Annotated in this window: 22 protein-coding genes; all 22 read right to left on the reverse strand. The window is 36.6% G+C overall.

Translation table 11 applies throughout. The features are described from left to right. The 22 genes from pbp2x to DQM45_RS08200 all read right to left on the reverse strand — a co-directional run bounded on the left by pbp2x (position 1) and on the right by DQM45_RS08200 (position 25,796). Complete coding sequence (pbp2x, locus tag DQM45_RS08095) at positions 1–2,253, reverse strand: penicillin-binding protein PBP2X (RefSeq protein ID WP_003084811.1); 2,253 nt, start codon at positions 2,251–2,253, stop codon at positions 1–3. A 3-nt stretch (positions 2,254–2,256) separates the two neighbouring features. After that, positions 2,257–2,580, reverse strand: coding sequence for a cell division protein FtsL (gene ftsL, locus DQM45_RS08100; RefSeq protein ID WP_003083289.1), 324 nt, complete (start codon positions 2,578–2,580; stop codon positions 2,257–2,259). 4 nt (positions 2,581–2,584) lie between these two features. After that, the gene (gene rsmH, locus DQM45_RS08105; RefSeq protein ID WP_003083560.1) at positions 2,585–3,535 is read right to left on the reverse strand and encodes a 16S rRNA (cytosine(1402)-N(4))-methyltransferase RsmH; all 951 of its coding nucleotides are present in this window, start codon (positions 3,533–3,535) and stop codon (positions 2,585–2,587) included. Positions 3,536–3,616: 81 nt separating this feature from the next. Then, complete coding sequence (locus tag DQM45_RS08110; protein ID WP_003085695.1) at positions 3,617–4,867, reverse strand: glutamate-5-semialdehyde dehydrogenase; 1,251 nt, start codon at positions 4,865–4,867, stop codon at positions 3,617–3,619. Continuing rightward, positions 4,854–5,747, reverse strand: coding sequence for a glutamate 5-kinase (proB, locus tag DQM45_RS08115; protein WP_003083833.1), 894 nt, complete (start codon positions 5,745–5,747; stop codon positions 4,854–4,856). The genes DQM45_RS08110 and proB overlap by 14 nt, the downstream gene beginning before the upstream one ends. A gap of 59 nt (positions 5,748–5,806) precedes the next feature. Continuing rightward, a complete protein-coding gene (locus DQM45_RS08120; protein ID WP_003082928.1) occupies positions 5,807–7,447 on the reverse strand; it encodes an ABC transporter permease in 1,641 nt (546 codons plus the stop codon). Next, positions 7,448–8,185 carry an ABC transporter ATP-binding protein gene (locus DQM45_RS08125; protein WP_003083620.1) on the reverse strand — a complete coding sequence of 246 codons (738 nt, stop codon included), beginning with the start codon at positions 8,183–8,185 and terminating at the stop codon, positions 7,448–7,450. Positions 8,186–8,209: 24 nt separating this feature from the next. Beyond that, entirely contained in the window at positions 8,210–8,461 is a 252-nt protein-coding gene (locus DQM45_RS08130) for a bacteriocin immunity protein (protein WP_003086118.1), read from the reverse strand. 167 nt (positions 8,462–8,628) lie between these two features. Beyond that, entirely contained in the window at positions 8,629–10,614 is a 1,986-nt protein-coding gene (tkt, locus tag DQM45_RS08135; RefSeq protein WP_003083831.1) for a transketolase, read from the reverse strand. A gap of 159 nt (positions 10,615–10,773) precedes the next feature. After that, the gene (gene fsa, locus DQM45_RS08140; protein ID WP_003085947.1) at positions 10,774–11,418 is read right to left on the reverse strand and encodes a fructose-6-phosphate aldolase; all 645 of its coding nucleotides are present in this window, start codon (positions 11,416–11,418) and stop codon (positions 10,774–10,776) included. 123 nt (positions 11,419–11,541) lie between these two features. Beyond that, complete coding sequence (locus tag DQM45_RS08145; protein ID WP_003082579.1) at positions 11,542–13,014, reverse strand: helix-turn-helix domain-containing protein; 1,473 nt, start codon at positions 13,012–13,014, stop codon at positions 11,542–11,544. Next, on the reverse strand, positions 13,011–14,345 hold the full coding sequence (locus DQM45_RS08150; protein ID WP_003084585.1) for an NAD(P)/FAD-dependent oxidoreductase: 1,335 nt from the start codon (positions 14,343–14,345) through the stop codon (positions 13,011–13,013). Before DQM45_RS08150 ends, DQM45_RS08145 begins: the two co-directional genes overlap by 4 nt. 79 nt (positions 14,346–14,424) lie before the next feature. Then, positions 14,425–15,126 carry an MIP/aquaporin family protein gene (locus tag DQM45_RS08155; protein ID WP_003083080.1) on the reverse strand — a complete coding sequence of 234 codons (702 nt, stop codon included), beginning with the start codon at positions 15,124–15,126 and terminating at the stop codon, positions 14,425–14,427. A gap of 2 nt (positions 15,127–15,128) precedes the next feature. Continuing rightward, entirely contained in the window at positions 15,129–16,967 is a 1,839-nt protein-coding gene (glpO, locus tag DQM45_RS08160; RefSeq protein ID WP_003085012.1) for a type 1 glycerol-3-phosphate oxidase, read from the reverse strand. Between the two features lie 14 nt (positions 16,968–16,981). Then, a complete protein-coding gene (gene glpK / locus DQM45_RS08165) occupies positions 16,982–18,493 on the reverse strand; it encodes a glycerol kinase GlpK (protein ID WP_003085288.1) in 1,512 nt (503 codons plus the stop codon). 138 nt (positions 18,494–18,631) lie between these two features. Further along, positions 18,632–18,889, reverse strand: a complete 258-nt coding sequence (locus tag DQM45_RS08170) for a DUF896 family protein (protein ID WP_003085229.1) — start codon at positions 18,887–18,889, stop codon at positions 18,632–18,634. Positions 18,890–18,924: 35 nt separating this feature from the next. Further along, entirely contained in the window at positions 18,925–20,964 is a 2,040-nt protein-coding gene (gene glyS, locus DQM45_RS08175; protein WP_003082828.1) for a glycine--tRNA ligase subunit beta, read from the reverse strand. Further along, complete coding sequence (gene glyQ, locus DQM45_RS08180; RefSeq protein ID WP_003084681.1) at positions 20,964–21,881, reverse strand: glycine--tRNA ligase subunit alpha; 918 nt, start codon at positions 21,879–21,881, stop codon at positions 20,964–20,966. Before glyQ ends, glyS begins: the two co-directional genes overlap by 1 nt. A 439-nt stretch (positions 21,882–22,320) precedes the next feature. Beyond that, a complete protein-coding gene (locus DQM45_RS08185; RefSeq protein WP_003084102.1) occupies positions 22,321–22,848 on the reverse strand; it encodes an isoprenylcysteine carboxyl methyltransferase family protein in 528 nt (175 codons plus the stop codon). Between the two features lie 107 nt (positions 22,849–22,955). Next, positions 22,956–23,795, reverse strand: coding sequence for an aldo/keto reductase (locus DQM45_RS08190; protein ID WP_003082568.1), 840 nt, complete (start codon positions 23,793–23,795; stop codon positions 22,956–22,958). A gap of 35 nt (positions 23,796–23,830) precedes the next feature. After that, entirely contained in the window at positions 23,831–24,652 is an 822-nt protein-coding gene (locus DQM45_RS08195; protein WP_003083792.1) for an alpha/beta hydrolase, read from the reverse strand. Continuing rightward, positions 24,645–25,796, reverse strand: a complete 1,152-nt coding sequence (locus DQM45_RS08200) for a PTS sugar transporter subunit IIC (RefSeq protein WP_232036535.1) — start codon at positions 25,794–25,796, stop codon at positions 24,645–24,647. Before DQM45_RS08200 ends, DQM45_RS08195 begins: the two co-directional genes overlap by 8 nt. Positions 25,797–25,922: the final 126 nt, after the last annotated feature.

The following is a 25,922-nucleotide window of genomic DNA, read 5'->3' on the forward strand; positions in this document are numbered from 1 at the left end:
TTAATCTCCTAGTTTAATATCAATTTTCTTAATTTTCTTGAGTGATTTTCCTACATCAACACTTTGACTAACCACTCGTCCTTTTTTCGAACCTTTATATTGTACCTCAATACCTGTCCATTTTGCAAATTTTTCAACATTTTGTTTTGTCCAACCATACATATCAGGTAGTGTCTCAAAATTATTGGTCAAAAGCAAAATTTGCTGATTATTGGTCAAATTGGTTTCTTTAGCCTTAGACATTTTAACAATCTTATCACCATTTCCAAGAACAATTGGTTGAACTAGATTACGGCGAAGTTCATCTGAAGTGTTACCAGGCTTTTCACCGATAAAGTTAGGTAGCTTATAAGCAGTTGTTTTACTATCTGATTCAGGACTTGGTTTTACTAGAGTATCTTTCATTAAATAGGCTTCTTCAAGCACTGGATTAATGACGTCTGCCCAGAACATACCACTCCAATGTTCAGGTTGTTGGATGGTTACATACATAATAAAATCCGGATTATCAGAGGGCACCATGGCTACCACTGAGAAAACATAGTTTGTTTTGCCGCCCTCGATATAACCACTTCCATCATCTTTTGCAATCTGAGCAGTTCCTGATTTAACAGCAACCGACATATTACCAACTTTTACAATCGGTCCTGTTGACGCAGAATAAAGTGTTCCAAAAACAGGATCTGTACCAACGTTCACCATATAGTCTCTCGTTTCACTAGCAGCTTTTTTAGAAACAGGCTTACCGACAACTTCTTTCTCGGCAGTTCTATATGTCTCAGTATTTGGATCATAGATCTGATTAATGAATTGTGGCTCCAACATGGCACCATTATTTGCAATGGCTGAAAATGCTCGTAGCATTTGAATTTGTGTAACACTGATACCTTGTCCAAAGGCACTCATCGCTTGTGTAACGATATTATCAGATGGGAAAATACCGGCTTCTTCATCACCAATTCCAAATCGCGTTGGAAAACCAAATTTAAATTTAGTTAAATAATCAAGCCAGGTTTTATTTCCCATTTTCTGTTCTAGTTTTGTCATACCAACGTTACTAGAATACGCAAAACCTTGTGCGTAGGTCATGTATTGACCAGTTGAGATTCCTTCGTTAATAGACCAGTCTTGAATGGTGGCATCTGCAATTTTTAGTCCGTTAGCATTACTATAAACATCGTTAGGCTTAAACACCCCCTCGTCAATAGCAGCAGCTAGAGTCATCACTTTCATGGTTGATCCTGGTTCAAAGTTATTTTGATAAAGGGCACTCTTCCAGTTGTATTTTTTATTGTTTAAGCCTTCAAGAGTATCTGCATTGTAAGATGGTCTTTGAGAAGTAGCAAGAATCTCACCCGTTTTAGCATTCACTAAGGTTGCACTTGCCAAAACTCCTTTTGTTTCATTTTGGAAAACATCCATCTTTGTTTCAAGAAATGTTTGGATAGGTTCAGACAACGTCGTATAAACGTCTTTTCCGTCTATTGCTTTTTTAACAGTCTTGCCAGTACCTAAAAGAGTGTTCCCATTTTTATCTTTCTCATAGATAATAGTACCATCTTTACCCGATAAAATTTTATTTAGAGATGCTTCAAGTCCTGTTTTGCCGACTAAACTCTTGCTGCCGTCTTTATTTTCAGTTAAAGCAGCCAAGCCAATTAACTCCGATGCAAAAGTTCCATTTGGATACATGCGACCAGGGCTTGTTGAAAATGCTACGCCTTTAACGCCAGCTTTTTCCATTGCTTTTCGGATTGTTGTCATCTTGCTAAATGAAATTCCAGACCCCGATGTCCCAAACGACACTTGAAATAGTCCTTTTTGTTTCAGTTGACTGATAACACTTTTTTTCTTCATGCCTAATTCTTTGTGTAAAATATCAGCAACTGTGTCAAATTGAGAAGGCTGAACATAAAGCTTTTCCCCAGTAGCCGATACAAATGATTTATCGAGGACAGCGTAAATGCTATAAGTTGTTGAATCGACAGCGATAGCAACACCATTCCGATCATAAATCGTCCCTCGCTTGGCCTGAACAGTCACTGTTTCTTGGTATACTTGTTTAGCTCCTTGGCTTAAATTAACACCAAATTTATGGTCCGTCCCGATAATAATAACAAAATTAATGATAAAGACGAAAAATAAAAAAATACTCAGAATCATCATGTTTTGACCGACATGTTCTCGATTTTTAACTGGTGATTTCCGCCCTCGAATGACATAATCTAAAAAGAATTCTTGAAATTTTTTCATAGATTACTCAACTTTCTTAATATTATCGTTGCGATTGGAGAGACCAGCTTTTTTAGCAATATCAACAATACGATCACGGCGTGATAGTTCATTAACTTCTTGCTTAGCATTATTAAGGTCAGTTCGTTTATCACTAATTTGGCTGTTTAAACTAGAAATATCTTGCTGTAATTGTAGTCTGCGACTCTGAAGATAAATAATGCTGACAGCCATTGTAATAGCGGTGATAATCATGGCACTATAAAAAGCTTTCTCTATTCTGGAGAAAGTTCTTATCTGTCTTTGTAAGGCAGTCGTAACTGCTTGTCTTCTTTTTTCATTGTTCATACGTTTACATCCGAATTTTTCTGGCCACGCGTAATTTAGCTGAATGAGCACGATTGTTTTCAGCCAGCTCTTCTTTACTAGGTAAAATTGGTTTTCGTGAGACAAGTTCAAATTTAGGTTGCATTTCCTCAGGAATAAACGGAATTCCTTTTGGAACATCAACAACACTTGCCTCTTTAAATAATTGCTTGGTTAGACGATCTTCCAAAGAATGGAAAGTAATCACTGAAATATGCCCCTCTACCGCTAACAAATCCATAGCTTGTTGTAGAGATTCTTCTGCAGCTCCTAATTCATCATTAACTTCAATTCGAATCGCTTGGAAAATTTGCTTTGCAGGGTGACCTTTTTTCTTTAATTCTTTGGCCGGCTTTGCTGATTTGATTAATTCTGCTAGCTCTGTCGTTGTTTCAATAGGTTTTATAGCCCGAGCTTGCTCAATTTTACGAGCGATCTGTTTTGAGAATCGATCTTCACCATACCTAAAAAAGATACGAACAAGATCATTAAAACTATAATCATTGACCACATGATAGGCTGTTAATGAAGCATCTGAATCCATCCGCATATCTAGAGGCGCATCTTGACGATAAGAAAAACCTCGTTCTCTTTCATCAAGTTGAGGACTTGAAACGCCGAGATCATAAAGAATACCATCAATAGAATCCACTCCATGAGCCTGCATTTGAGACTTTAAATGGCGAAAGTTATCCTTGATAAAGGTTACCATCCCTTTTTCGATAAAAGGTGCTAAAAAAATCTGGGCATTATCAATTGCTTTTTGATCTTGGTCAAAACAATACAGATGCCCATGTTCATTTAGTTGTGATAAAAGGTATGCAGAATGCCCTGCGCCACCTAGTGTAGCATCAACATAAATGCCATCTGGTTTTACTCGGAGCATATCAACTGTTTCGTGGAGAAGAACGGTAATATGATGAAATTCTTTTGTCATACCTTCAATTTTAACACATTTTGAACATTAAGAAAACAAAAAGGAAGACATCCGGCTACTACCTAGACCGGAACTTCCTCCTTAATCGCGAATTTGTCCATTACCATTAATATAAAACTTGCTGCTTGTTAAAGCTTCTAACCCCATTGGTCCCCTTGCATGGATTTTCTGAGTTGAAATACCAATTTCTGCGCCTAAGCCAAATACAAAACCATCCGTGAAACGCGTTGACGCATTGACATACACTGCTGCTGCATCAACCTGTTCTTGAAACCTTTCAGCTGCTGCTATATTTTGTGTAATAATGGCTTCAGAATGATGACTACTATAAGTATTAATCCAGGAGATCGCCTGATCAAGTGAGGACACAATTTTTACTGACATGATATAGTCCAAGTATTCCATTCCATAATCTTCCTGACTAGCTAAGGTAGCCTCTTTAAAGAAATTAATAGCTAGTGAATCTGTTCGAAAAGCGACTGGATGCACTGCAGAAATAGCTTTTTCAAGTTGGGGAATAAAACGCTCCGCGACTGCTTCATGAATAACCAAACTTTCAGCAGCATTACAAACACTTGGTCGTTGCGTTTTGGCATTAATCACAATGCGGGTCGCCATATCAAGGTCGGCTGTTTCATCGATATAAATATGAACATTTCCTATGCCAGTCTCGATAACTGGCACCTTAGCTTTTTCCTTAACAGTCTGAATGAGTCTAGCGCCGCCTCGAGGAATCAAGACATCTATATAATCAGTAGCACCCATTAACTCTTCTGCTAAGGTATGTGAAGGGTCTTCAAGTAATTGAATAGCATCCTCCGCCATTTTGGAACTTTTCAGGCTTGATCTAACAACTTTGACTAAAGCTTTGTTGGTATTTAAAGCATCTCTACCCCCTCTAAGAATGATAGCATTATTCGTTTTGAAGGCTAGACTAAAAGCATCGATGGTAACATTGGGGCGACTTTCAAAAATCATTGCAATAACGCCTAACGGAACCCTCTTTTGGACAATTTTTAATCCGTCTAAATTAGTATAGCCTTTAATAACTTGACCAATAGGATCTTCCAAATCTGCTACTTTTTTTACGCCTTCAACAATTGCTTTGATACGTTCTTTAGTTAGTAATAAACGATCTAACATTATGTCTGAAATATCATGGTCTTTTGCTTGATCCATATCTTTTTGATTTTCCTGCAGAATAAAATCACTATTACTAAGTAGATCATTAGCTAATTGCAATAAAAAATTATTTTTCTCAAGTGTTGATAAGCTGAGTAGGTCAAAACTTGCTTTCTTGGCTTGACAACCAAGTCGATTAATTAAGTCCATTTTCTTTCCTCTCTTCTTTTATGAACCAGGTACCAATCTCTTTACCATCAAGTAAGCGTAATATATCTCGCGGATTTTTTCCATTCATCAAAACCATTTGGCTATTATTTTCGAAAATCATTTGAGCAGATTGAACCTTGCTTAACATGCCACCAGTTCCAAATTTACTGCCTGCTCCACCTGCTGATAGAATAATTTCCTCAGTAATTTCAGTAACCAAATGACGAAGTTTAGCATCTTCATAGAGTGTCGGATTTTTATCAAATAAACCATCAATATCTGATAACATAATCAATAAGTCTGCTTTCGTTATCTTAGCTACTACAGCTGAGAGCCTGTCATTATCTCCAAACTTAGTGGCATGGTCCATTTCATCAACACTGACTGCATCATTTTCATTAACAATGGGTAGGATACCAAGTTTTAAAAGACTTTCAAATGCATTAGTGACGTTCAAAAGGCTCTCTGGAAAAATAACAACATCGCGTGTCAATAGAATTTGAGAAACATTTTTTTGATAATGAGAAAAAATTTGAGAGTAAAGACTCATCATAGCTACTTGTCCTACACTTGAGACTGCTTGTTGTTTAGCTAGTTCACTAGGACGCTTTGCCATCTTTAGCATATCAAGACCAAAGCCCATAGCTCCTGAAGATACCAAGATCACTTCTTTTCCTTTATTCATAAGACTAGCAATAACAAAGGCCATAGCTCCTGAAGATACCAAGATCACTTCTTTTCCTTTATTCATAAGACTAGCAATAACAAAGGCCAATTGATCAATCTTCTCAAGGTTAATCTTCCCATCCATCTGTACAAGTGAACTAGTTCCGATTTTGATAACAATACGTTTAACAGTTTTGAAATTTCTTTTCATCATGAGAAAATTATAGCATAAAAACAGCCCAGTAGGGCTGTTCATTAATTATATGGTAGATTTTAAGAAGCAAGGAGTGACTCTATTCTATCCCATAAACGTTTTTTAAGAATAAATTGGCCAATCACTAATAAAACGATCAATACAAAGAACACAAGACTATTTATTAATAAAGCTTCCTTTGTCATCAAAGACAAGAAAACAACCAAGACAACTAAGCCTAAACCTACTATTAGGGAGCCAAATATTAAGGAAGCTGTCAACCACTGACTACCACCTCTCGTAAAGAGTTGCGTCAAGTTTTGCCAGTCCAAGGTAAGATATTTGATATCCCTCATATACATATATTGTCCTTGGATAAAGGAAACCAAAATGAGTCCCAAAACCATTGTTAAGATGATCAGGTAGTGTAAACCTAATAATGCACCAATAACAATATATAAAATGACTGGGACGCTAATTTGTAATAACAGTAGGAAATAAAATTTTTCCCTTACAAAAGCTTTAAGAGGGATTGGTAGACTCTTTATATAAGTAAAATTATCTCTTTCTAAGGATAGACCGACACCAATAAATGTGCTTGAAGTGGTCGCCATTGCTGCGATAATTCCCCCTACCAAAAAGGAAACACCAAAATATTCGTATCCTAAAAAGTCTGCTAAACTATTTTTCATGTTCATAATTGGTGCCATAAAACTGATAACAAAAATTAAAGGCATCAAATAAGTTTGAATCAATAAGTTAGAGTCCTGCAAAGTTGATAAATGATGTTTAATCATTAAACTTTTTAGGGATTTTGCTTGAGAAACTGCTTTCGTTTTTCCTTTTTTGTCGACTTTGATTTGTTTTCTACGCTCACCAGTATAGAGTGCCTCTTGATAATACTTAGGCATGATTCCTGTCACAATACCATAAGCCATTAAAAGGAGAAGGGCGAGTGGCAACCAGAAATGAATGAGTGCATTCATTCCAAAAGGTTGCACCATTACATCATAAAATCCTCTAAAATAAGGAACAAGCGCCCGATCAACAAGATGTGCTCCTTGCATCATTTTACTATTATTAGTAGCGTTTAAGAAAAATATCAGACCAATTGCTCCAATACTAGAGAGAAATAAAAGGAGAGTTGAAATTAACTTGCGTCTTGGGGATCTGACAATTATCTTTCCAATCCATGCATTAAGATAAATAGCAATCACATTAGAACTAAAAAAGGTAACCAGAAACATAATGATAGCCATTGGAATGGCCATAATAAGGCCTTTCATTTGCCAATAAGCAATGACATAAAGGGATAGTAAGGGCATCAAGAAGAGTGAACCCATACCTACTGATGAAAAAATCTTCGCTAGATAAAGTTCACTCGCTTTAATAGGAAGATGGACATATAATTTAACGTCATTACTTTCATAAAAAATAGTGTAAAGTGCTGTAAATGCCGTTATGGTTGACATTACAAAAAATAAAGCGATATAAAAAGAGAAATATCCGGGATATCGACTAAAATCCACTCCTACAAACATGAATACATATATAAATAGAAACAATATAGACATCATGATTTGATTTCTTAGCATGGACTTATAGGCGCTAAAATTAGCCTTAGGTTTTTTGGCCTGCTTTTTCTTTAAAGCCGTTAAGGCTTGGGGATTGGAGTAAAGAATATTGATTTTCACCAATTCCCAAACTGTTGTCCAATTCATTTAAATCACCTCTTCCTTTGAGTGTCGTCCTGCTAACTCTAAGTAGATTGTTTCCAAATCTTTTTCGGGGTAATTTTCTTTTAGCTGATCAATAGTTCCTACAAAAATTAATTTTCCTTGTTTCAAAATGCCAATGCGATCGCATAATTGCTCTGCTACAGAAAGAACATGGGTAGAGAACAAGACAATGTTACCTGAATCAGCATGGTCTCGCATCATTTTTTTCAGATCAAAGGAAGCTTGAGGATCCAAACCAGTCAGGGGTTCATCTAGAATCCAAATAGCTGGATTTGAAATCAAAGCTCCAATAACAATTGCTTTTTGGCGCATTCCGTGCGAAAAACTACCAACAGTGTTATCCAATTCATCTTGCATATCAAAAAGATGGCTGAGTTCTTTTATCCGGTTATTATAGTCCTCATCACTAACATCGTAGATTTTCGCCAAGAAATGCCAATATTCTCTAGCTGTTAAATTTAAAAATAAATCCGGTGAGTCTGGAACATAACCGATTTTTTTCTTGATAAGATCTCGATTGGTAGCTATCTCTTGACCATCAACCAAGAGTTCTCCATAACTTGCCTCAATAATGGAAGTTAAAATACTAATAGTCGTTGTTTTTCCAGCTCCATTATGGCCAATAAGTCCAAATATTTCGCCATCTTCAACAGTTAAGTTTAAATCACTTAATGCCTCTTTTTCTCCGTATAGTTTAGAAATATGTTTAAATTCAATCATAATAACTCCTTGTTAGTGTCATAATTACATTTCAATAAAATTTTTTAAAGCATCCTTAAGTATATATAAAGATCGGGGCAAATGCTTATTATCTTGAATAAAATAAGTATCCATCTGATTATTTAATTCTCTAGCTATTAATATAGGATTCTGATTTTTAATTAATTGATTTGATGCCGTTAAAAGATACTGTGCCAATTCACTATTTTCTCTATTTTCAGGATAATCATAAGCCCTCTTTATTTGATCATACAATTCTTGACAACGTTTTTCCATCCCATCCCCTTTTGTACTTTTTAATTAATACAATATATGTCTTATCATATAGAAATAGTCACTCTTTGTCAAGATAAATCACCTTTTACCTTTTATCATTGCCTTCTGTTAAAAAACGAATAAAATCGAAATAACGAGTTGTTATCCTAACAACTCGTTATCCTTCTTTATAATGACTTGTAAAGACTTACAGCATTTTCAGTTGTAAAGCCATATTCTTCAAAAATTCGGTTACCTGGTGCTGATGCTCCCCAAGTATCAATTGTTAAGGTCTTACCACTTAAGCCAACATATTTTGCCCAACCAAAGCTTGATGCAGCCTCAATTGCAAGTCGTTTCGTTACTGTCGCTGGTAAAATACTTTCCTTATATTCAGCATCTTGCTCATCAAAGATATTCTGTGATGGCATTGAAACCACACGCACTTGAATTCCTTCTTCTGCTAGCGCAGCTTGTGTATCCATAGCTAGTTTCACTTCAGAACCTGTGGCAATGATAATACCGTCAAGCTCACCTTTGGCATCGGAAAGGATATATGCACCTTTGTTAATCCCATCTTCAGCAAGGTCTGCTGTCCCTTCAAGAACTGGTAAGTTTTGACGCGTAAGCACTAACATAGTCGGTCTGTCAGTTTCAGCCAAAGCACGTTTCCATGCGGCGTTGGTTTCATTACCATCAGCTGGACGGATAACATTTAAGTTTGGCATTGACCGAACACTTGCCAATTGTTCAATTGGCTCGTGTGTTGGACCATCTTCACCGACAGCAATAGAGTCATGTGTCATCACATACATAGTTGGTAAATTTTGAAGAGCTGCCATTCGAACGGCTGGTAGGAGGTAATTTGAGAAGACAAAGAAAGTACCGCCATAAACACGTGTACCACCATGAAGAGCGATACCATTCATAGCTGCCGCCATAGCAAATTCACGTACCCCAAACCAGATATTTCGACCTTCATATTGATCAGGTTGGAAGTCTTTTTCAACTTTAACCATGGTATTATTTGAAGCTGAAAGGTCTGCTGAACCTCCCCAGAAGGAAGCAACTTGTTCTGAGATTTGTTGGATAGCTTCTTGACTTGATACTCGACTTGCTTTAGAAGTACCCATTTCATGAGCTTTTAAGTCAACTGAGATAGCTTCATTAGCAAAGGCCTCTAAGTAATCTTTAGCTAATTCTGGATACTCTGCTTGATACTTAGCAAAAAGGTCATTCCAAGCAGTCTCAGCTTTTTCTCCACGTTCCTGAAGTTCTTCTTCGAAGCGTAGACGAACCTCATCTGGAACTTCAAAATCTTCAGCTGTCCATTGATAAGCTTTTTTAGCAAAGGCAATGCCTTCTGCTCCCAATGGAGCACCGTGTACTGCGGAAGTTCCTTGTTTTTCAGCACCAAAACCAATAATTGTTTTAACTTCAATAATAGTTGGTTTATCAGTTTCAGCTTTAGCTTCTTCAATTGCTTTAGCAATTGCTTCTAAATCGTTGCCATCTTTAACAAGAATATGTTGCCAACCGTAAGCTTCAAAACGTCCTTTGACAGATTCTGTGAAAGCCATTGATGTTGGGCCATCTAAAGAAATATCATTTGAATCGTAGAAGAGAATTAATTTGCCAAGTTTTAAGTGGCCTGCTAAGCTTGCCGCTTCTTGACTGACACCTTCCATCAAATCTCCATCCCCATTTAAGGCATAGGTATAATGATCAACAATGTTAAAACCAGGTTTATTATATTTTGCTGCAAGATGAGCTTCTGCCATAGCCATCCCAACCGCATTGGCAATTCCTTGGCCAAGTGGCCCAGTTGTTGCTTCTACACCATCTGTATGGTTAACTTCTGGATGTCCTGGGGTTTTAGATCCCCATTGACGGAAGTTTTTAAGATCTTCATTAGTCACATTATAACCTGCTAAATGTAGCAAGCTATAAAGCATTGCGGAACCATGTCCAGCAGATAAGATAAATCTGTCACGGTTTGTCCAGTTACGACCCGTTTTAGGATTGATATTCATGACTTTATTCCATAAAACATAAGCCATTGGAGCGGCTCCCATTGGAAGACCTGGATGTCCTGAGTTTGCCGCTTGAATTGCATCCATTGAAAGTGTACGGACAGTATTTACTGCCAACTGGTCAACTGCATCAAATGTCATAAGTTAAAAACCTTTCTGTGTATCACTACTAAATGTAAAACGTTTTCCATTCTCTATTGTATCATATTTCACGACTAAATTTTAGTGAAATCCTTAATTCCTAAAAAAGAGTCCATAAAGAAACCTAGTAGCTCATGTGTTACTAGGTCTCCTAAATTTCTATTTTTTAAAGGAAGCCCAATCTTTCATAAATTGATCAATCCCATTATCTGTCAGTGGATGCTTAACCATTTTTCCAAAGACTGCGTCAGGAATAGTTGCAATGTCTGAACCCAGCTTAGCAACAGCCTCCACATGAGCAGAATTCCGGATGCTAGCAGAAATAATTTCAGTCTTATAACCAAAGACATCGATAATTTCTCTTAAATCTTCAATTAATTGATACGGGTCTGAGCCAATATCTTCCAAGCGACCAATGAATGGACTGATATAAGTTGCCCCAGCTTTCATAGCCATTAAACCTTGTGAGACAGTAAAGACTAGTGTTACATTAGTCTTGATGCCTTCTTTTGAAAGAATGTTAGTAGCTTTTAGGCCTTCCATAGTCATTGGAATCTTGATGACGATATTTTGATGCCATTTAGCAATCTCACGCGCCTCCTTGACCATCTCATCGGTGCTTAATCCTGTAACTTCAGCTGATACTGGGCCATCAACAATGTCACAAATTTCTTTAATGACAGTTTCAAAATCACGACCCTCTTTTGAAATGATGGTTGGGTTTGTTGTTACTCCGTCTACAAGCCCAAGCTCATTGATTGCTTTAATCGCTTCAACATTTGCAGTATCTAAGAAAAATTTCATCTTTTTGCCTCCAATATTTATTAAAATTTACTTTGAATCCGATATAACTATTATAAAAAGCTCAACAAAGATTATAAAGACCAACTATTACACAAGCTAGTGTTCAAAATTAGACCTCCTCTTTCAGTTTCGATAATTTTCTTGCTCATAACTATTTTTATCTTTTAACTTCTGCTCTAAAAACAGCTGTAAGTTATTCAACTCAACAGGGGATACATAAGATTTTAAATGAAAATGCGGATAGTTCGGTTGACTATGGTAGTTCCCGTAAGAAAGGACACAATCATAGCGATGTCGGGGGTTATAAGTTTCAAAATGATAATTTTTGTTATTGTCCAAGTATTTTCCAATACTTAACTCCACGATAGCTTTTTTTACAGATTGTGAACCAAAATCTAAACCAATAACTAATGGTTTATGTTGCCTATCAATTGAAAAAATCAATAATTCTAACAAGTCTATCCTTAATCTTGTCAAGAAATCCGAATTTAATAATTTTTTATTGCCAATTAATACAAAGAGATGGCTTAGAACAAGTTCCATTTTATCCTTCTCATCGCTTGGAAGCAACTGGTATAGAGCATCCATAGACTGAACCTTGCCCAAGATAGCCCCCTTAAAGAAAAAGGCTTTAGAATAATAAAGGCTTAGGCCATAAATAATCTCTTCTTTTGCTTTATTCGAAATAATATTCGCTTTTCGCAAAAGCCATAATGCTTCCGAAATTTTATCTGCGATTGGCCCTCCAAAACCAAGGATAAACTCCATTGAATGGATGGGTAAAATAGGATTAGAATGTAAAAAGATAAATAAGCTTTTTGATTCAAAACGATCAAATTCAATGGCATATCTACTAAGATAATGAAGCATGAGACGGTCAAGTCGCTTATAAAAAATATTATTGTCTATATAGTCAATTTTAAAATGACTTGGAAAGCCCTTCTCTTTCTGAAAATGGAATCGTTTCTGAGAAATCGTCAACCATAGAGATAGTTGCTTTAACTGTTCTCTCGCAATTTCTGAACCAATAAATCTTTCAATTAATTGATTTAAATGATCAAAATCAAGATCCTTGGTCATCTCGTCTTGCTCTTTCTCAGTGAGTGTTAACTGAAATAGCTCATAATAAAAATACCGCCATTGGAGCTCACTCCCTGTTTGTTTCCCCTGATAGATTGAAATATCAAACTCTTCAATACAAGCATTGATATGTGCTAGGTAGCGATTGAAGGTGGGTTCACTTATTAGGAATTTTTGTGCTAAAAAGGTTGCATTAAAATCCTCGTTAGTAAAAAAGTATCTTAATAGTTTATAAGGTATCGAATCTTTCAACAATACCCTCATAACTTGTTGCCAAGTGAATTGATTGTCATCAATGATTATCACCGCATCATTTTCAAAGCTAATGTAAGCGGATAGTTGCTCTATTCTAAATAAATTGTTTATATTCTCTAAATATTTTAATAAGGTAACCTTTGATAACTTGCTTATTTCCAACAACTCTCTTTGAGTTACCCTCTCTGAACTTTTATAGAGATGGGATAAAATCTGATACTGAGCTTTCCTTTCCTTATCCATAAGCTGCTCTATTTTCATAGGGAAATCCTCTTTTCAAAGAGGTTTACGGCAGCTTCATGTAAATGATAAACCAACTCCCCCTCCCCTTTTAAAAAAATAAAATCATGAAAAGCGAGATCAGAATCTTTTTGCTTTAAAATGATTGCTTGGGAAACATAATTAGTCAATAGTAAATTATTACACTCTGATATTATTTGACAGCCAACAAGTTGACCATTTCCCCTCTTTGCAATCAATTTAATCCAAATCAGAGAACCATCTTTACTTAATTTTGCTTTGTGGCAATAACTAATCAACTGATGATATAAGGAACCTTCCTCTTCAGTTAAACCAGCACTTGATTGGTAGTAGTCAAAATTAAAACTGCCTGATAACTTGGTCATTTCAAGCTTAGATAAGCCGATACCTGCCAGATGGTATGCTAGATATTGTCCAGTCCTTATGGCATGACTAATTAAAGGACTATAATAAGGAAAGTTAATTACGGACTGCTTCAATGCGATTAAATCACCAATAGCATAAATATTAGGATCTGAAGTTTTCATAACAGAATCAACCTTAATTGTTCTATCCAAATGACAGTCAACGATATTTTCTAAAAGTGAACTATTAGGCCTGAAATTGACAGCTAACATCACTATATCTCCTTTATAAGATTGACCACAATCCGTAAGAACTGATAGACTTTCATCTTGATTTTCTATAATTTCTGTTACACGAGTATTAGTCACTAAGGAAATTCCTTTTTGATTAATTTTCGTACGGATAGGAGCAATCATATCATTGTCAAACTGGTGAAAATTTATATCATTTGCAGCCTCAACAAGAGTAACCTTCTTTCCTTTTTGAGCTAAACTATAAGCAAAATCTAGTCCAATTACACCTGCTCCGACAACTACAATCTCTTGACTTTCTTCAATTTTTGAAAGTGCTTCTTGACTATCAAAATATGATTTTGTTGTTATAACACCATCTCTATCACTTCCTTTAATAAAGTTTGATCTTGCCTCAGAACCCATTGCACAAACTAATAATTGATAGGGTTCAAAAATAATGTCTTGGTCATCAATTTTTAATAAAAGCTCCTTCTTTTTTGGATCAATCTTGACAACTTCAGCATGTAATCGAACAATGTTTTTTGATTTGGAAGATGGTAATCCCTGCCACATAGCTTGAGATAAATGATTGATATTTCCTCGAAGATGTTCATTCAACCCATTAGGAATATAATCAGGTGATTGATCTTTGTCAATCAGGATTATCTGAGTATTTGGTAGTAACTGTGCTAATTTTTCGGCACAAGCCAACCCTGAAAAGGAAGCCCCGATAATATGTATTTTCTTAGTCATAATCTCATTATATCAATTCTATTGTTTAATTCCACTTCAAGCAGTAAAAAGCCCAATCTCCTGATTGAGCTTTCTTCTATTATTTCATTATTTGAAACAATAAGACAGCTAAACTAGCTCCCACAATTGGGCCTATAATTGGAATCCAAGAGTATGACCAATCAGATTCTCCTTTATGTTTTATAGGTAAGATGGCGTGGATAATTCGTGGACCCAAATCCCGCGCTGGGTTAATCGCATACCCTGTGGTCCCGCCTAGCGACAAACCAATACCAATAATTAAAGTTCCAACACATAAGGTTCCTAATCCCACTGGCATATTATATAAACCAAAAGACAAAATTCCTAACATTAAAACAAAAGTTCCAAAAATTTCACTCAAGAGATTAGAAAGTGTGTCTTTGATAGCAGGACCAGTTGCAAATGTTCCCAAGATATCTGCTGGATTTTCTGCAACCTGGTAGTGGGGTCTGTATTGCAAAAACACAAGGATTGAACCTAGCATAGCTCCTAACATCTGCGCTACAATATACATCCCCGCGGTCCCCCAAGTAATGGTTTTATTGAGTGCAAAAGCAATACTGACTGCGGGATTTAAGTGGGCGGGTGCCAACTTGCCAGAAATAAACGCCGAAACTGCGACAGCGATTCCCCATCCCATAGCAATAACAATCCAACCTGAATTGTTATTTTTTGTTTTAGGAAGAACTACTCCAGCGACTACACCATTTCCTAATAAAATCAATAAGGTTGTTCCTAAAAATTCCCCAAATACATCCATTATTAATGACTCCTATCTCTTTTCAATTTGTCCAGATCATTATCTTTAATAGCTTGTCTCAACTCTTTCTCATAATTTTGTTTTTGTTCTTCATCCCACTTGAGATGTTTAGCCATCTCTAGTAAAACTGGTTCGATTAACTCTTCTAGATGGTCCCTGTTAAAAAGCATGTGATTTGTTCTTCTCAAGAAATAGTCAGTTGGTTTCAAGGTCATCTCGTAATCCATGGCATAATGAAGCGATAATGTCTCTGCTAAAGTCAAGTCTTTGGCAGCTTTAACTTTACGAGTTAATGCAAAAACTTTTGGAGCATTTGAACCATATAAGTTTGCTAAATACCTTGCATCTTCCATTGATAGTCCACTTAGGGTACCTAATTGAGCATAGGTTTCTAGTTCTGATTCCACTTTAGCAGGATTGATTTCTCCACCTGAAACAGGATAAGTTTTAGAATTAATTAATTTAAAGTGTTTCCCAAACTCAGTTGCCAAAACTTCAATAATTGCATTCATTGCTCCCTCTGCCATCTTCCGGTAATCAGTAATTTTTCCCCCAGCAAGCGTGAATAAGCCATTTTCATCACGATCCAAGCTTGATCCACGAGAAACCGCCGATGGATTCAATTCTTTTTCAGAGGTGCTTGATTCAACAGAACCAATCGCTTTTTCTAAAGTGTTACGATCAACTTTTTGCTCCATATAGTCTTGGAAGGTAGCGACAAGGTGGTTGAAGCTGTCCTCAGTAAGCTTACCACTATTTCCTCCGTTATAGTCTGATGCGCTATTTCCTGATAATAAAGGACGTAAACCAGCCCAAGAGCTTTCAATATCCATGATACTTATATGAGCATCAGGGAATCGTCTGTTGATAATATCTAATAAATAGTCAACATCTTCTTGTGTAACCGTAGGATGTTCAAGGTCTCCTGTGTAATCTGTATCCGTTGTTCCAAAATAAGTTTTTTCTTCACGTGGCAAAACAAATACCATCCGTCCATCATTTAAACCAGTATCAACATAAATTGGTTGATCAACATTTAGCTTACGACGATCAACTACAAGGTGAACACCTTTTGTAGGTCGCATTTGTTTTATTTCTTGACCCGTATTTGAAAAATTACGAACAGTATCACTCCAAGGACCCGTAGTATTAATGATGACTTTAGCCTTGATTCGAATTTCTTCATTGGTCAGCAAATCTCTAGCAACTACGCCTGTAATTTTACCAGAATCATCAAAAATGAAATCCTCAGCCTTTACGTGACTTGCAATCAGTGCCCCATCTCGATTAGCTCTTTTGATATTTTCTATTACCAAGCGAGAATCATTATTTCTAAAATCTAGATAGACCCCTCCGCCTAGAAGATTTTCTTTTTGAAGGTTGGGTTGCCTTTCCAAAACCTGTTCTTTTGTTAATACTTTATTAGCTACAGCAGTATTTGTTACACCAGCCAACAAATCGTACAAGTCCATGGCAACTTTCAATCTAAACATATTAAATGTACTACCTGGCTCATCATAAACTGGTAAGAGCATTGGATCTGGCTTAGGAATGTGCGGTGCAATCTGTTGTACAACAGCACGCTCTGTAACTGTATCGGCAACAACTTCTACATCAAATTGTTTCAAATAGCGTAGACCGCCATGAACTAATTTAGTAGAGCGACTAGAGGTTCCTTGAGCAAAATCTTGCATCTCAATTAGGCCTATATCCAAGCCACTAGCGGCAGCTTGTAGAGCAACACCAGCACCAGTAATTCCTCCTCCAATCACAAGCAAATCCAAATAACGTTCTTGCATTTTTTGGATAGCTAATCGTCTTGTTTCATTTGAAAATTCCATTATTTCCTCCTCTATCAGTCTTCTTTATCCTCAGCAAAGATTTGAGTAGCAATAACGGCTTTTTTCCAACCCTTGTATAGTTTTTCTTTGCGTGACTCATTCATACTTGCCTTAAATAATTGACCAGTTGCATTCAACTCTTTTAATGAATCAAGATCTTCCCAATAGCCAACTGCTAAACCAGCGAGAAAAGCTGCACCTAAAGCAGTCGTCTCCAAGTTTTTAGCTCGCGCAATATCTTTTCCTAAAATATCAGCTTGGAACTGCATCAATAGATTATTCATAGCAGCGCCTCCATCAACCCGTAATTGTTGAATATCAATTCCTGAATCAATTTGCATGGTATCGATGACATCTCTAACCTGATAGGCTATTGATTGCAAGGTTGCTTTTACAAAATCTTCTTTAGTAGATCCTCTTGTTAAGCCAAAAACAGATCCACGTGCGTTGGAGTTCCAATAAGGTGCTCCTAGGCCAGTAAAGGCTGGAACCACATAGATTTCATCATCACTAGTTGAAGCCATTGCTAATTCTTCAGATTCTGGAGAAGTATCAATCATTCTTAATCCATCACGTAACCATTGGATAGCGCTTCCCGCAATAAAAATAGATCCTTCTAAAGCATAGTATACCTTGCCATTTATACCATATCCAATAGTTGTCAGAAGGTTATTTTCTGATAATTGCATTTCCTCACCAGTATTCATGATGATAAAGGATCCCGTACCATAAGTATTTTTTACCATTCCCGGTTCAAATGCTAACTGTCCAAACAAGGCAGCCTGTTGGTCTCCCGCCATACCTGAAATAGGAACTTCTCCTCCATAAAAATGAAAGCCTGCTGTCTTACCATAAATTTCTGAATTGGACTTAACTTCAGGAAGAATGGCTTTGGGAATGTCTAAAATAGATAGAATTTCTTCATCCCACTTTAATTCTTTGATATTGTATAGCATTGTTCTTGCTGCATTTGAGTAGTCAGTTACATGCGCTGCCCCATCAGTCAACTTCCACACCAACCAAGTATCAATTGTCCCAAAAAGAAGCTCCCCACGCTCTGCTCTTTCCTGAGCACCTGGCACATGATCAAGAATCCATCTTATTTTAGTAGCAGAAAAATAAGCATCAATAACCAATCCTGTTTTTTCGTGGATCATGTCGGTATAACCATCTGCTTTCAATTGGTCTGCTATAGGAGCTGTTTGACGTGACTGCCAGACAATAGCATTATAAATTGGCACGCCAGTTTTTTTGTCCCAAATCACAGTCGTTTCCCTCTGATTTGTAATACCAATTGCTTCAATTTGACTTGGTTTAATACTAGATTCAATAAAAGCTCCAGCAATAACCGACTGAACCGAATTCCAAATCTGGTTAGCATTATGTTCTACCCAGCCCGCCTGAGGGAAAATCTGCGGAAATTCTTTTTGGCTACTAGCAATCTTTTCACCTTTTTTATTAAAGATGATTGCTCGAGAACTTGTTGTCCCTTGGTCAATAGCCATAATGTACTTTTCTTCTGGCATGTGTCTTCCTCCTTGAGTAAGCGTTTTCTTTTTAATAACACTATTATAACCAATTTATTTTAAATTGTATTATCATAAATTTTAATTACTCAGGAAATTTATGATAAAAAATAAAAAAGTTAGAGGAACCTCTAACTTTTATGATTCTGGATCATCAAGCGAACGGCCATGTAAACCTTTCTCTCGTTGAATTTGTCTCAACTTTTCTGGTGTCACATCATTTCCCTCTTCATCAACCACTTTAATGCCCTCAATGTGGTGACGGACTGAGCGACGATAGCCTTCGATATACTCTTGTCGTAATTCAGCTTGTTCGACTTTTTCTGGTCCAGTTAAACCAACTGTTTTCTTTTTTCTTGCCAATTCATTTATTCGTTCAATTTTTTTAGGATCCATAACTGACCTCTCTTTTCCTCCACTTTAAAAACTTATTATTTAGTATTTAGAAGATTAAATTGTGCAACAGTCCCTGCTTTCTGCATCAATTCAGTTAATAGTGCGAGACGATTATTTCTAACCATAATATCTTCGGCCATAACCATTGTATGAGCAAAGAAAACAGCAATTTTATCGGTCAAGGCAAAAAGTTGCTCTAATTTATGAGTGGCATTACCCTCCAATTGCAAGTCCGATATCGCTTGATAAAGTTGTTTTTCTTCTTGGTTCTCAAATAAACTTGGATTAACATTTACTTTTGCATCAACCTTAGATGCAAGGTTAAAGACCCGAGATAGATTTTCGACAGCCATTTTATATTGATCCGTTTTAGAAGCTTCTAGAAGTGCTTGAGCTGTTGCTAACATTTCTGGCACTTGATAATTAGTACTTGCCAAAACTGCCTCTCTAATGTCTTTAGGAATTCCATTGCCCATCATCTTTTCAATACGAGCAGCAATAAAGGCCATAACTTCTTCTTGATGACTATAGGACAGACTTGCAAATGACAATTGATAGCAGTTAGCAATTAATTGATCCATCGGGATAGCCCAACCAAAAGCTTCTAGTATTCGAACAATACCTTGAGTAGCACGACGTAGAGCGTATGGATCATTTGAACCACTCGGAATAAGGCCGACTGAAAAGAAGGACAACAAAGTATCAAGTTTATCAGCTAATGCTAATATGGCACCGACTTTTGTTTCTGGTAAAACTCCATCTGCTGAGCTAGGTAAATAATGTTCTCTTATGGCTGTAGCAACCAATGAATCTTCACCAGCCAAGAGGGCGTATTTTTCTCCCATTAACCCTTGTAATTCATCAAATTCACCAACCATACCCGTTAGTAAGTCAAACTTATAAATTTGACTAGCTCGTTCAACAGCTTTTGTTTCCTCTACACTTAAATTTGCTTTTTCAGCTAAATATTTAGCAATGACGCCTGTTCTTTCCATATGTTGAGCTAATGAACCAATTTTTTCATGGAAAGTGACATGTTCTAATTTAGCAACAAGGTCTTCAATTTTTAACTTTTGATCCTCGCGCCAGAAAAATTCACCATCTTCTAAGCGTGCAATCAAGACCTTCTCATTGCCTTTAATGACATTCTCTATATACTGGTCATTCCCATTACGAACAGAGATAAAGTTAGGCAATAACTTGCCTGATTGGTCACGAACAACAAAATAGCGCTGATGATTTTTCATTGAAGTTACCAATACTTCTTCTGGAACGCTGAGATATTTTGCATCAAAAGAACCAAGGAAAGCCGTTGGGTACTCAACTAAGTTGAGTACCTCATTTAGAAGGTCATCATCAATATCAACGTAGATATGATGCTCTTTTTCCAGCCCTTTTATTTGATCAAGAATCATTTGTTGACGTTCAAGAGGATCTGCAATAACAGACTGGCTTCTTAAATCTGCTTCGTAAGATAAGGCATTTTGGATAGCAATTTCTTTTCCTAAGAAACGATGACCTCGTGAATAACGAGCTGAACTAATGTCAAGAAAAGGCATTTCAAGTAATTGGTCATCTAATAAGACAGTTAAGGTATGAACTGGACGGATATACTCAAAACTGTTACTTGCCCAATGCATCGATACTGGGAAAGTAAGACTTGCTAGGAGATCAGGAATTCCCATAAGAACTTCTTGAGTACTTTTACCTTTCTCATTTTTAGTCACATATACGTATTCTTCTCCTTTTATTTCGCGGAATTCAATATCGTCAGTGGTTAACCCTTTTCCGCGCACAAAGCCTTGTGCTGCTTTAGAAAAATTCCCTTGATCATCTAGAGCAATTTTTTTAGAAGGCCCTTTAAAATCTTCTACAAGATCTTCTTGCTTGTCTGCCAACCCAAGCACTCGAACTGCTAATCGACGTGGAGTTGAAAAGGTTTGTATCCTCTCATAGGACAAACGATTACTTTCCAAAAAGGCAGCCATTTTTTGTCCTAATTGTTTTTCACTAGCCGTTACAACGTATGCCGGTAACTCCTCAAGTCCTAATTCAACTAATAAATTTCTTGTCATTATTCTGCCTCCTCTTTTAGTAATTCTGCGCGACATGCATCGTTAAGGAGTGGGTAACCCAGTTTACGACGTTCCGCAACAAATGTTTTAGCGACCACACGTGCTAAGTTTCTGATACGCGCGATGTAGCCTGCCCGCTCAGTCACTGAAACTGCTCCTCTGGCATCAAGGAGATTAAATGTATGAGAACATTTTAGAACATAATCATAAGCTGGATGAACTAAACCTTCCTCTAGTGCACGTGCAGCTTCTTTTTCAAACTTTTCAAAATTCTCAAGCAACATATCTTGATCTGAAATTTCAAATGAATATTTGGAATGTTCATACTCTGGCTGCAAGAAAATCTCACCGTATTTGACTCCTGGTGCCCATTCGATATCATAGACAGAATCAACTTCCTGTATATAGGAAGCAAGTCGTTCTAAGCCATAGGTAACTTCAGAGGTAACCGGGCTAGTCGCAAGACCACCGACTTGTTGAAAATAGGTAAATTGGGTGATTTCCATTCCGTCTAACCATACTTCCCAACCAAGTCCTGCTGATCCAGTTGAGGGATTTTCCCAGTTATCTTCAACAAAACGAATATCATGTTCTAATGGATTAATCCCTAACTTTTCAAGTGACTCCAAATAAAGTTCTTGAATATTAGCTGGTGATGGTTTCATCACAACTTGGAATTGGTGATGTTGATAAAGACGGTTCGGATTTTCACCATAACGACCGTCAGCTGGTCGACGAGACGGCTCCACATAGGCAGCATTCCAAGGCTCAGGACCAATTGCCCTTAAAAATGTATAGGGACTCATGGTGCCAGCACCTTTTTCATTGTCATAAGCCTGCATTAACATACAACCTTTGTCATTCCAGTATTGTTGTAAAGTTAAAATTATTTCCTGAAAAGTAAGTTTTCTAGTCATTTGATTCCTCCATTATTAAAAATTGTGTCTTGTAAATTGCAAACCATATCCCTAAAGGCATAACTCTAAGACGGGTAAGTAGTCACTACAAATAAGTAAGAGTCTCGGCCTCTTCTAAATAGAAGCATTGTAGCACATAGACTGTGTATGAATTGTGAATACAAAAAGAACCACATTCAAACACCCTTATGTCAAAGACATAGGGGCGTCGAAACGCGGTTCCACCCTAATTTATTACTCCATTATTAATGCCGATGAAGACCTTGTCCTTAGATAGACATCGGTCTTTGAAAGTGCCAACTTACTAACAATCTTGCCTAGCTTTCACTGCCCTAGAACTCGCTTCATTTCATGCTATTAAGCCCTCTTCCATAGCCCATATTTTACCATATCTCTAAGGCTTTGTCTAGGTCAACAGTTATAAACTGAAGCTAATTCTCTATCTTTCTACCTTACCATTAGGAATAATAACCTCTCTTATGAGGCGGTTTTCTTCATGGATTCTGACACTAAGTGAGACAAGATAGAATGGGAACAGGATAGCCGCCGTAATCTTAGCATGACAAAGCAGCGCTACCCCAATTAGTTCAGGACAAATATTGAGATAATAGTTAGGATGCTTTACATAACGAAAAAGCCAATGATCAACGTATTGATGGTCTTGAGTAATCATCAATTTGACCGTCCAAATACCTTCAAGTAGTTGAGTTACCTTATAAAGAACAACTAATGAGAAAACCATGAGGGAGAGACCAAGCAAACTCCAGCCATCAAATTCAGTCTTTCGCAAATAAGCTTCTAAGGTAGCAAAAGCGTAAACCATAATATGAAGGAGAGTTAAGAACTGAGAATTTAACTTACCAAACTCTCTGCCTCCATTTGCTCGGATTGTTTTTTCATTAGCAATAGATAGCTTTAAGAAAACTAGGCGTATGATAAACATAGCCAACATAAATATTAAAATCATTTTTAACCTCTTTATTTATTTGTAATTTAAATATAACAAGATTATATATAAATGATAAAAACTTGTCAATACAAAAAGCTCAGTTATAAACCAAGCTTTTCAATAAATTAGTAATCTTTGGTGTCTGGATTAGGTACTGGTGTTAACCCTTTAATATTTTTAATCTTTTCAGCATCTTCTGCACTTAAATTAATATCAAAGAAATCTAAATTTGCTTTGATTCGATCTTCATGTACAGATTTTGGTAATGGTAAAAAGCCATTATAAACCGACCAAGCAAGTGCAATTTGAGCCACAGACCTATTATATTTAGTGGCTAATTCTAGCATGGTCCCATTTTCAAAGATATCCCCTTGGCCTAGGGGGCTCCAAGCTTCAATCACAATATTATGTTTTTTACAATAGTCTACCACTTCCTCTTGATAGCAGCCAGGGGCTAAACGAATCTGATTAACTGCTGGTTTGATATTCGCAGTTTTTGCCAAAGCCTCTAAATGGTGAACCATAAAATTGCTAACACCAATTGTTTTAATTAATCCTTCCTCAACTGCCTCTTCCATGTAACGCCACGCTTGTGCATTAGCCTCTTCCCAGCAATCACGCAAAGCCTTAGGATTCGGCCAATGAATCAAATAAAGATCCACATAATCTAGTCCTAAGCGTTTTAATGATGCAGATAAAGCTTTCTTTGCTCCATCATAACTATGGGCATCATTCCATAATTTAGTCGTTACAAATAACTCTTCTCTTGCAAGACCTGAGTCTTTAATCGCACGCCCAACACTCTCTTCATTTTTGTAGATAGCAGCCGTGTCAATATGACGGTAACCTGCTCTAATAGCTGCTAAAGTTGATTGATAAGCTTCTTCTCCATCAGCTGCTTTAAAAGTACCAAAACCAACTGCTGGAATTACTAATCCATTGTTCATTGTTAAGTCTTTATACATCTTCATATCTCCTTCTTATAAGGTATTACGCTAATCTAAGGTTTAGGTCTTAATAATTTGTCAGCAACATATTGAATAACCTCAGGATTATTTGGTAAATCAGAATGTGTCGCATCATCACCAGTTACGGTGACCTGAGTATAATGTTTTGCAACTTTTTGAAAGATAAACTTACCCGCTTCAACACTTTCGTAGGGTACAATTTTATCACCTTCAAAAGTATTTGTACCTGCCAAATTATAGACCAGTAAATTTGAAGTAATCAAATTTCGTTCATTGATCAAATCTTTCAACATTTGTGTTTTGTTAGAAAAGTTACTTTCTTCAAAATTATAAGGCGTTCCAATAGTTAAGAGTTTTTCCATCTGAAACTGTTCTGATGAATAATATTTTTCAAGAAAAATTGTCCAGTTCAAGCCACCATTTGAATGCCCAACTGCATTAAAGCGTTGAAATTTATATCTCAATTGCAAATTATGCATAGCTGTATCTAACCACTTAGCCTGTTGTTTGATATTGTCATAGCCATCAAGATTATTTTCAAAGCCAACGACTATAAAAGGATGCTCATCATTACTACTGATACCTCCGGAATAAGTTAGTTTATTGTTTTTTGAAACTTCAACTTTTAAGATACTGTGCTTACGATGCATTTTGTTTAGCTCTGAAATCATATCGTCAAAGCGGTTATTTGTTGCACCAGACCCTGGAACAAAAACAGTCGGGACCATGCGAGAGCGATAGATAGCCTTCTGTTGACTAGTTGTTTTATTAATATAGGATTTGCCCAACATGATCAAAACAAGATATAGACCAATTGTAGCCAAAATAACTAAAATATATCTTTTCTTAATCATATAAGGCCTCCTTCTGGAATGCCCTCTTAACAAATGGAAGATAAATCAGTATAGATACAATAATAATAAAAGCAACAATAATGAAATACCTCCAATCGCCATTACTTGCTAAAAAAGCAAATATAAGACTTGGGGTGCCTTCAGGCACAATAAATACAGCAGGATGTACCCACTTCAAAGTTAATACAATAGCTCCTATCACTTCTGATAAAATGGTAACAGTCACCATTGGTAATAATATTAGTGGCTCCAAAATGATAGGCAAACCCACTAAAAAGGCCAACGGTTGGTCAAAAAGAACTGGCAGGAAGCATAATATACTTAAATGAAAATGGTAGGGCTTGTCCAGTTTCTTACTTTCAATGAGAACAGCTAACAACAAGGGAAGAACCATTCCCAGTCCTCCAAACATAGCAAAGCTATCACGCAAAGTATATAGAGAAAATAAATGTGGAATATTATCAAGGTGACCCGACAAAGCTGCATTAACGTTCTCACTTGTCAAAATCAAATCATTCGCAGGCGTCTGTAAGATATAAGGTACTAGTAGACCTACCCCTTGCATGATAACAGCAATACTAGACCAAAAGACTACTGATAGCACGTGACTTGGTCCAGCTCCTAGCAAGGAGAGACTAGCCATTTGTAAAAGAAGATCCGGGCTAGAGCTCATATGTCTAGCTAAATATTTACTCAAACTATAAGTTGAAAATATTGAGATGACAAAAATAACAACCCTTTGATTGAGGGAAAGCATCTTTAGTTTCCTAGCAATAAAAGCTAAAACGAAAGCTATCAGTCCTAATAACAGCCAGAAAGGAATCTGAGCATAGTAATTGTTAAAATTATTACTAGCTGTATAAAGAATCCAAGTCATCAGAAATAATATCCAGGGTAACTTTGAAGTGTCACTCCCTTCCTCAGGTATTAAGGACAAAACCATATTTGAAAGAAAATAAGCAACCATAATAATCATAAGTATCTTAGATAATTCAGTTGTTTGATCAGATATCCATATCAACCATTTTTCTGAATAAACTGAGGCGTTACTTGTTTCAGCAATAAATGAATAAGGGGATAGACAAAGAGACTGAATTAACTCAACCCAGGAATAGACTAGAGCAAAAGGAACAAGCTTCCTCAAATTTTCTCTTACAGTAGACATAAATAACTTAACTGTAAATTGAATCAGAACATCCACCCCCTTTCTATTTAGATAGCTATTTGCTATGTGACTATTTTTCTTATTTCTATTTTATCACAATCAGAT

The organism is Streptococcus porcinus (assembly GCF_900475415.1).
GTDB lineage: Bacteria > Bacillota > Bacilli > Lactobacillales > Streptococcaceae > Streptococcus > Streptococcus porcinus.

Bases quoted from the DNA above. Each gene is read 5' to 3' on its own strand.
- pbp2x (WP_003084811.1), bottom strand. From the start codon at position 2,253: ATGAAAAAATTTCAAGAATTCTTTTTAGATTATGTCATTCGAGGGCGG.
- ftsL (WP_003083289.1), bottom strand. From the start codon at position 2,580: ATGAACAATGAAAAAAGAAGACAAGCAGTTACGACTGCCTTACAAAGA.
- rsmH (WP_003083560.1), bottom strand. From the start codon at position 3,535: ATGACAAAAGAATTTCATCATATTACCGTTCTTCTCCACGAAACAGTT.
- DQM45_RS08110 (WP_003085695.1), bottom strand. From the start codon at position 4,867: ATGGACTTAATTAATCGACTTGGTTGTCAAGCCAAGAAAGCAAGTTTT.
- proB (WP_003083833.1), bottom strand. From the start codon at position 5,747: ATGATGAAAAGAAATTTCAAAACTGTTAAACGTATTGTTATCAAAATC.
- DQM45_RS08120 (WP_003082928.1), bottom strand. From the start codon at position 7,447: ATGAATTGGACAACAGTTTGGGAATTGGTGAAAATCAATATTCTTTAC.
- DQM45_RS08125 (WP_003083620.1), bottom strand. From the start codon at position 8,185: ATGATTGAATTTAAACATATTTCTAAACTATACGGAGAAAAAGAGGCA.
- DQM45_RS08130 (WP_003086118.1), bottom strand. From the start codon at position 8,461: ATGGAAAAACGTTGTCAAGAATTGTATGATCAAATAAAGAGGGCTTAT.
- tkt (WP_003083831.1), bottom strand. From the start codon at position 10,614: ATGACATTTGATGCAGTTGACCAGTTGGCAGTAAATACTGTCCGTACA.
- fsa (WP_003085947.1), bottom strand. From the start codon at position 11,418: ATGAAATTTTTCTTAGATACTGCAAATGTTGAAGCGATTAAAGCAATC.
- DQM45_RS08145 (WP_003082579.1), bottom strand. From the start codon at position 13,014: ATGAAAATAGAGCAGCTTATGGATAAGGAAAGGAAAGCTCAGTATCAG.
- DQM45_RS08150 (WP_003084585.1), bottom strand. From the start codon at position 14,345: ATGACTAAGAAAATACATATTATCGGGGCTTCCTTTTCAGGGTTGGCT.
- DQM45_RS08155 (WP_003083080.1), bottom strand. From the start codon at position 15,126: ATGGATGTATTTGGGGAATTTTTAGGAACAACCTTATTGATTTTATTA.
- glpO (WP_003085012.1), bottom strand. From the start codon at position 16,967: ATGGAATTTTCAAATGAAACAAGACGATTAGCTATCCAAAAAATGCAA.
- glpK (WP_003085288.1), bottom strand. From the start codon at position 18,493: ATGCCAGAAGAAAAGTACATTATGGCTATTGACCAAGGGACAACAAGT.
- DQM45_RS08170 (WP_003085229.1), bottom strand. From the start codon at position 18,889: ATGGATCCTAAAAAAATTGAACGAATAAATGAATTGGCAAGAAAAAAG.
- glyS (WP_003082828.1), bottom strand. From the start codon at position 20,964: ATGACAAGAAATTTATTAGTTGAATTAGGACTTGAGGAGTTACCGGCA.
- glyQ (WP_003084681.1), bottom strand. From the start codon at position 21,881: ATGACTAGAAAACTTACTTTTCAGGAAATAATTTTAACTTTACAACAA.
- DQM45_RS08185 (WP_003084102.1), bottom strand. From the start codon at position 22,848: ATGATTTTAATATTTATGTTGGCTATGTTTATCATACGCCTAGTTTTC.
- DQM45_RS08190 (WP_003082568.1), bottom strand. From the start codon at position 23,795: ATGTATAAAGACTTAACAATGAACAATGGATTAGTAATTCCAGCAGTT.
- DQM45_RS08195 (WP_003083792.1), bottom strand. From the start codon at position 24,652: ATGATTAAGAAAAGATATATTTTAGTTATTTTGGCTACAATTGGTCTA.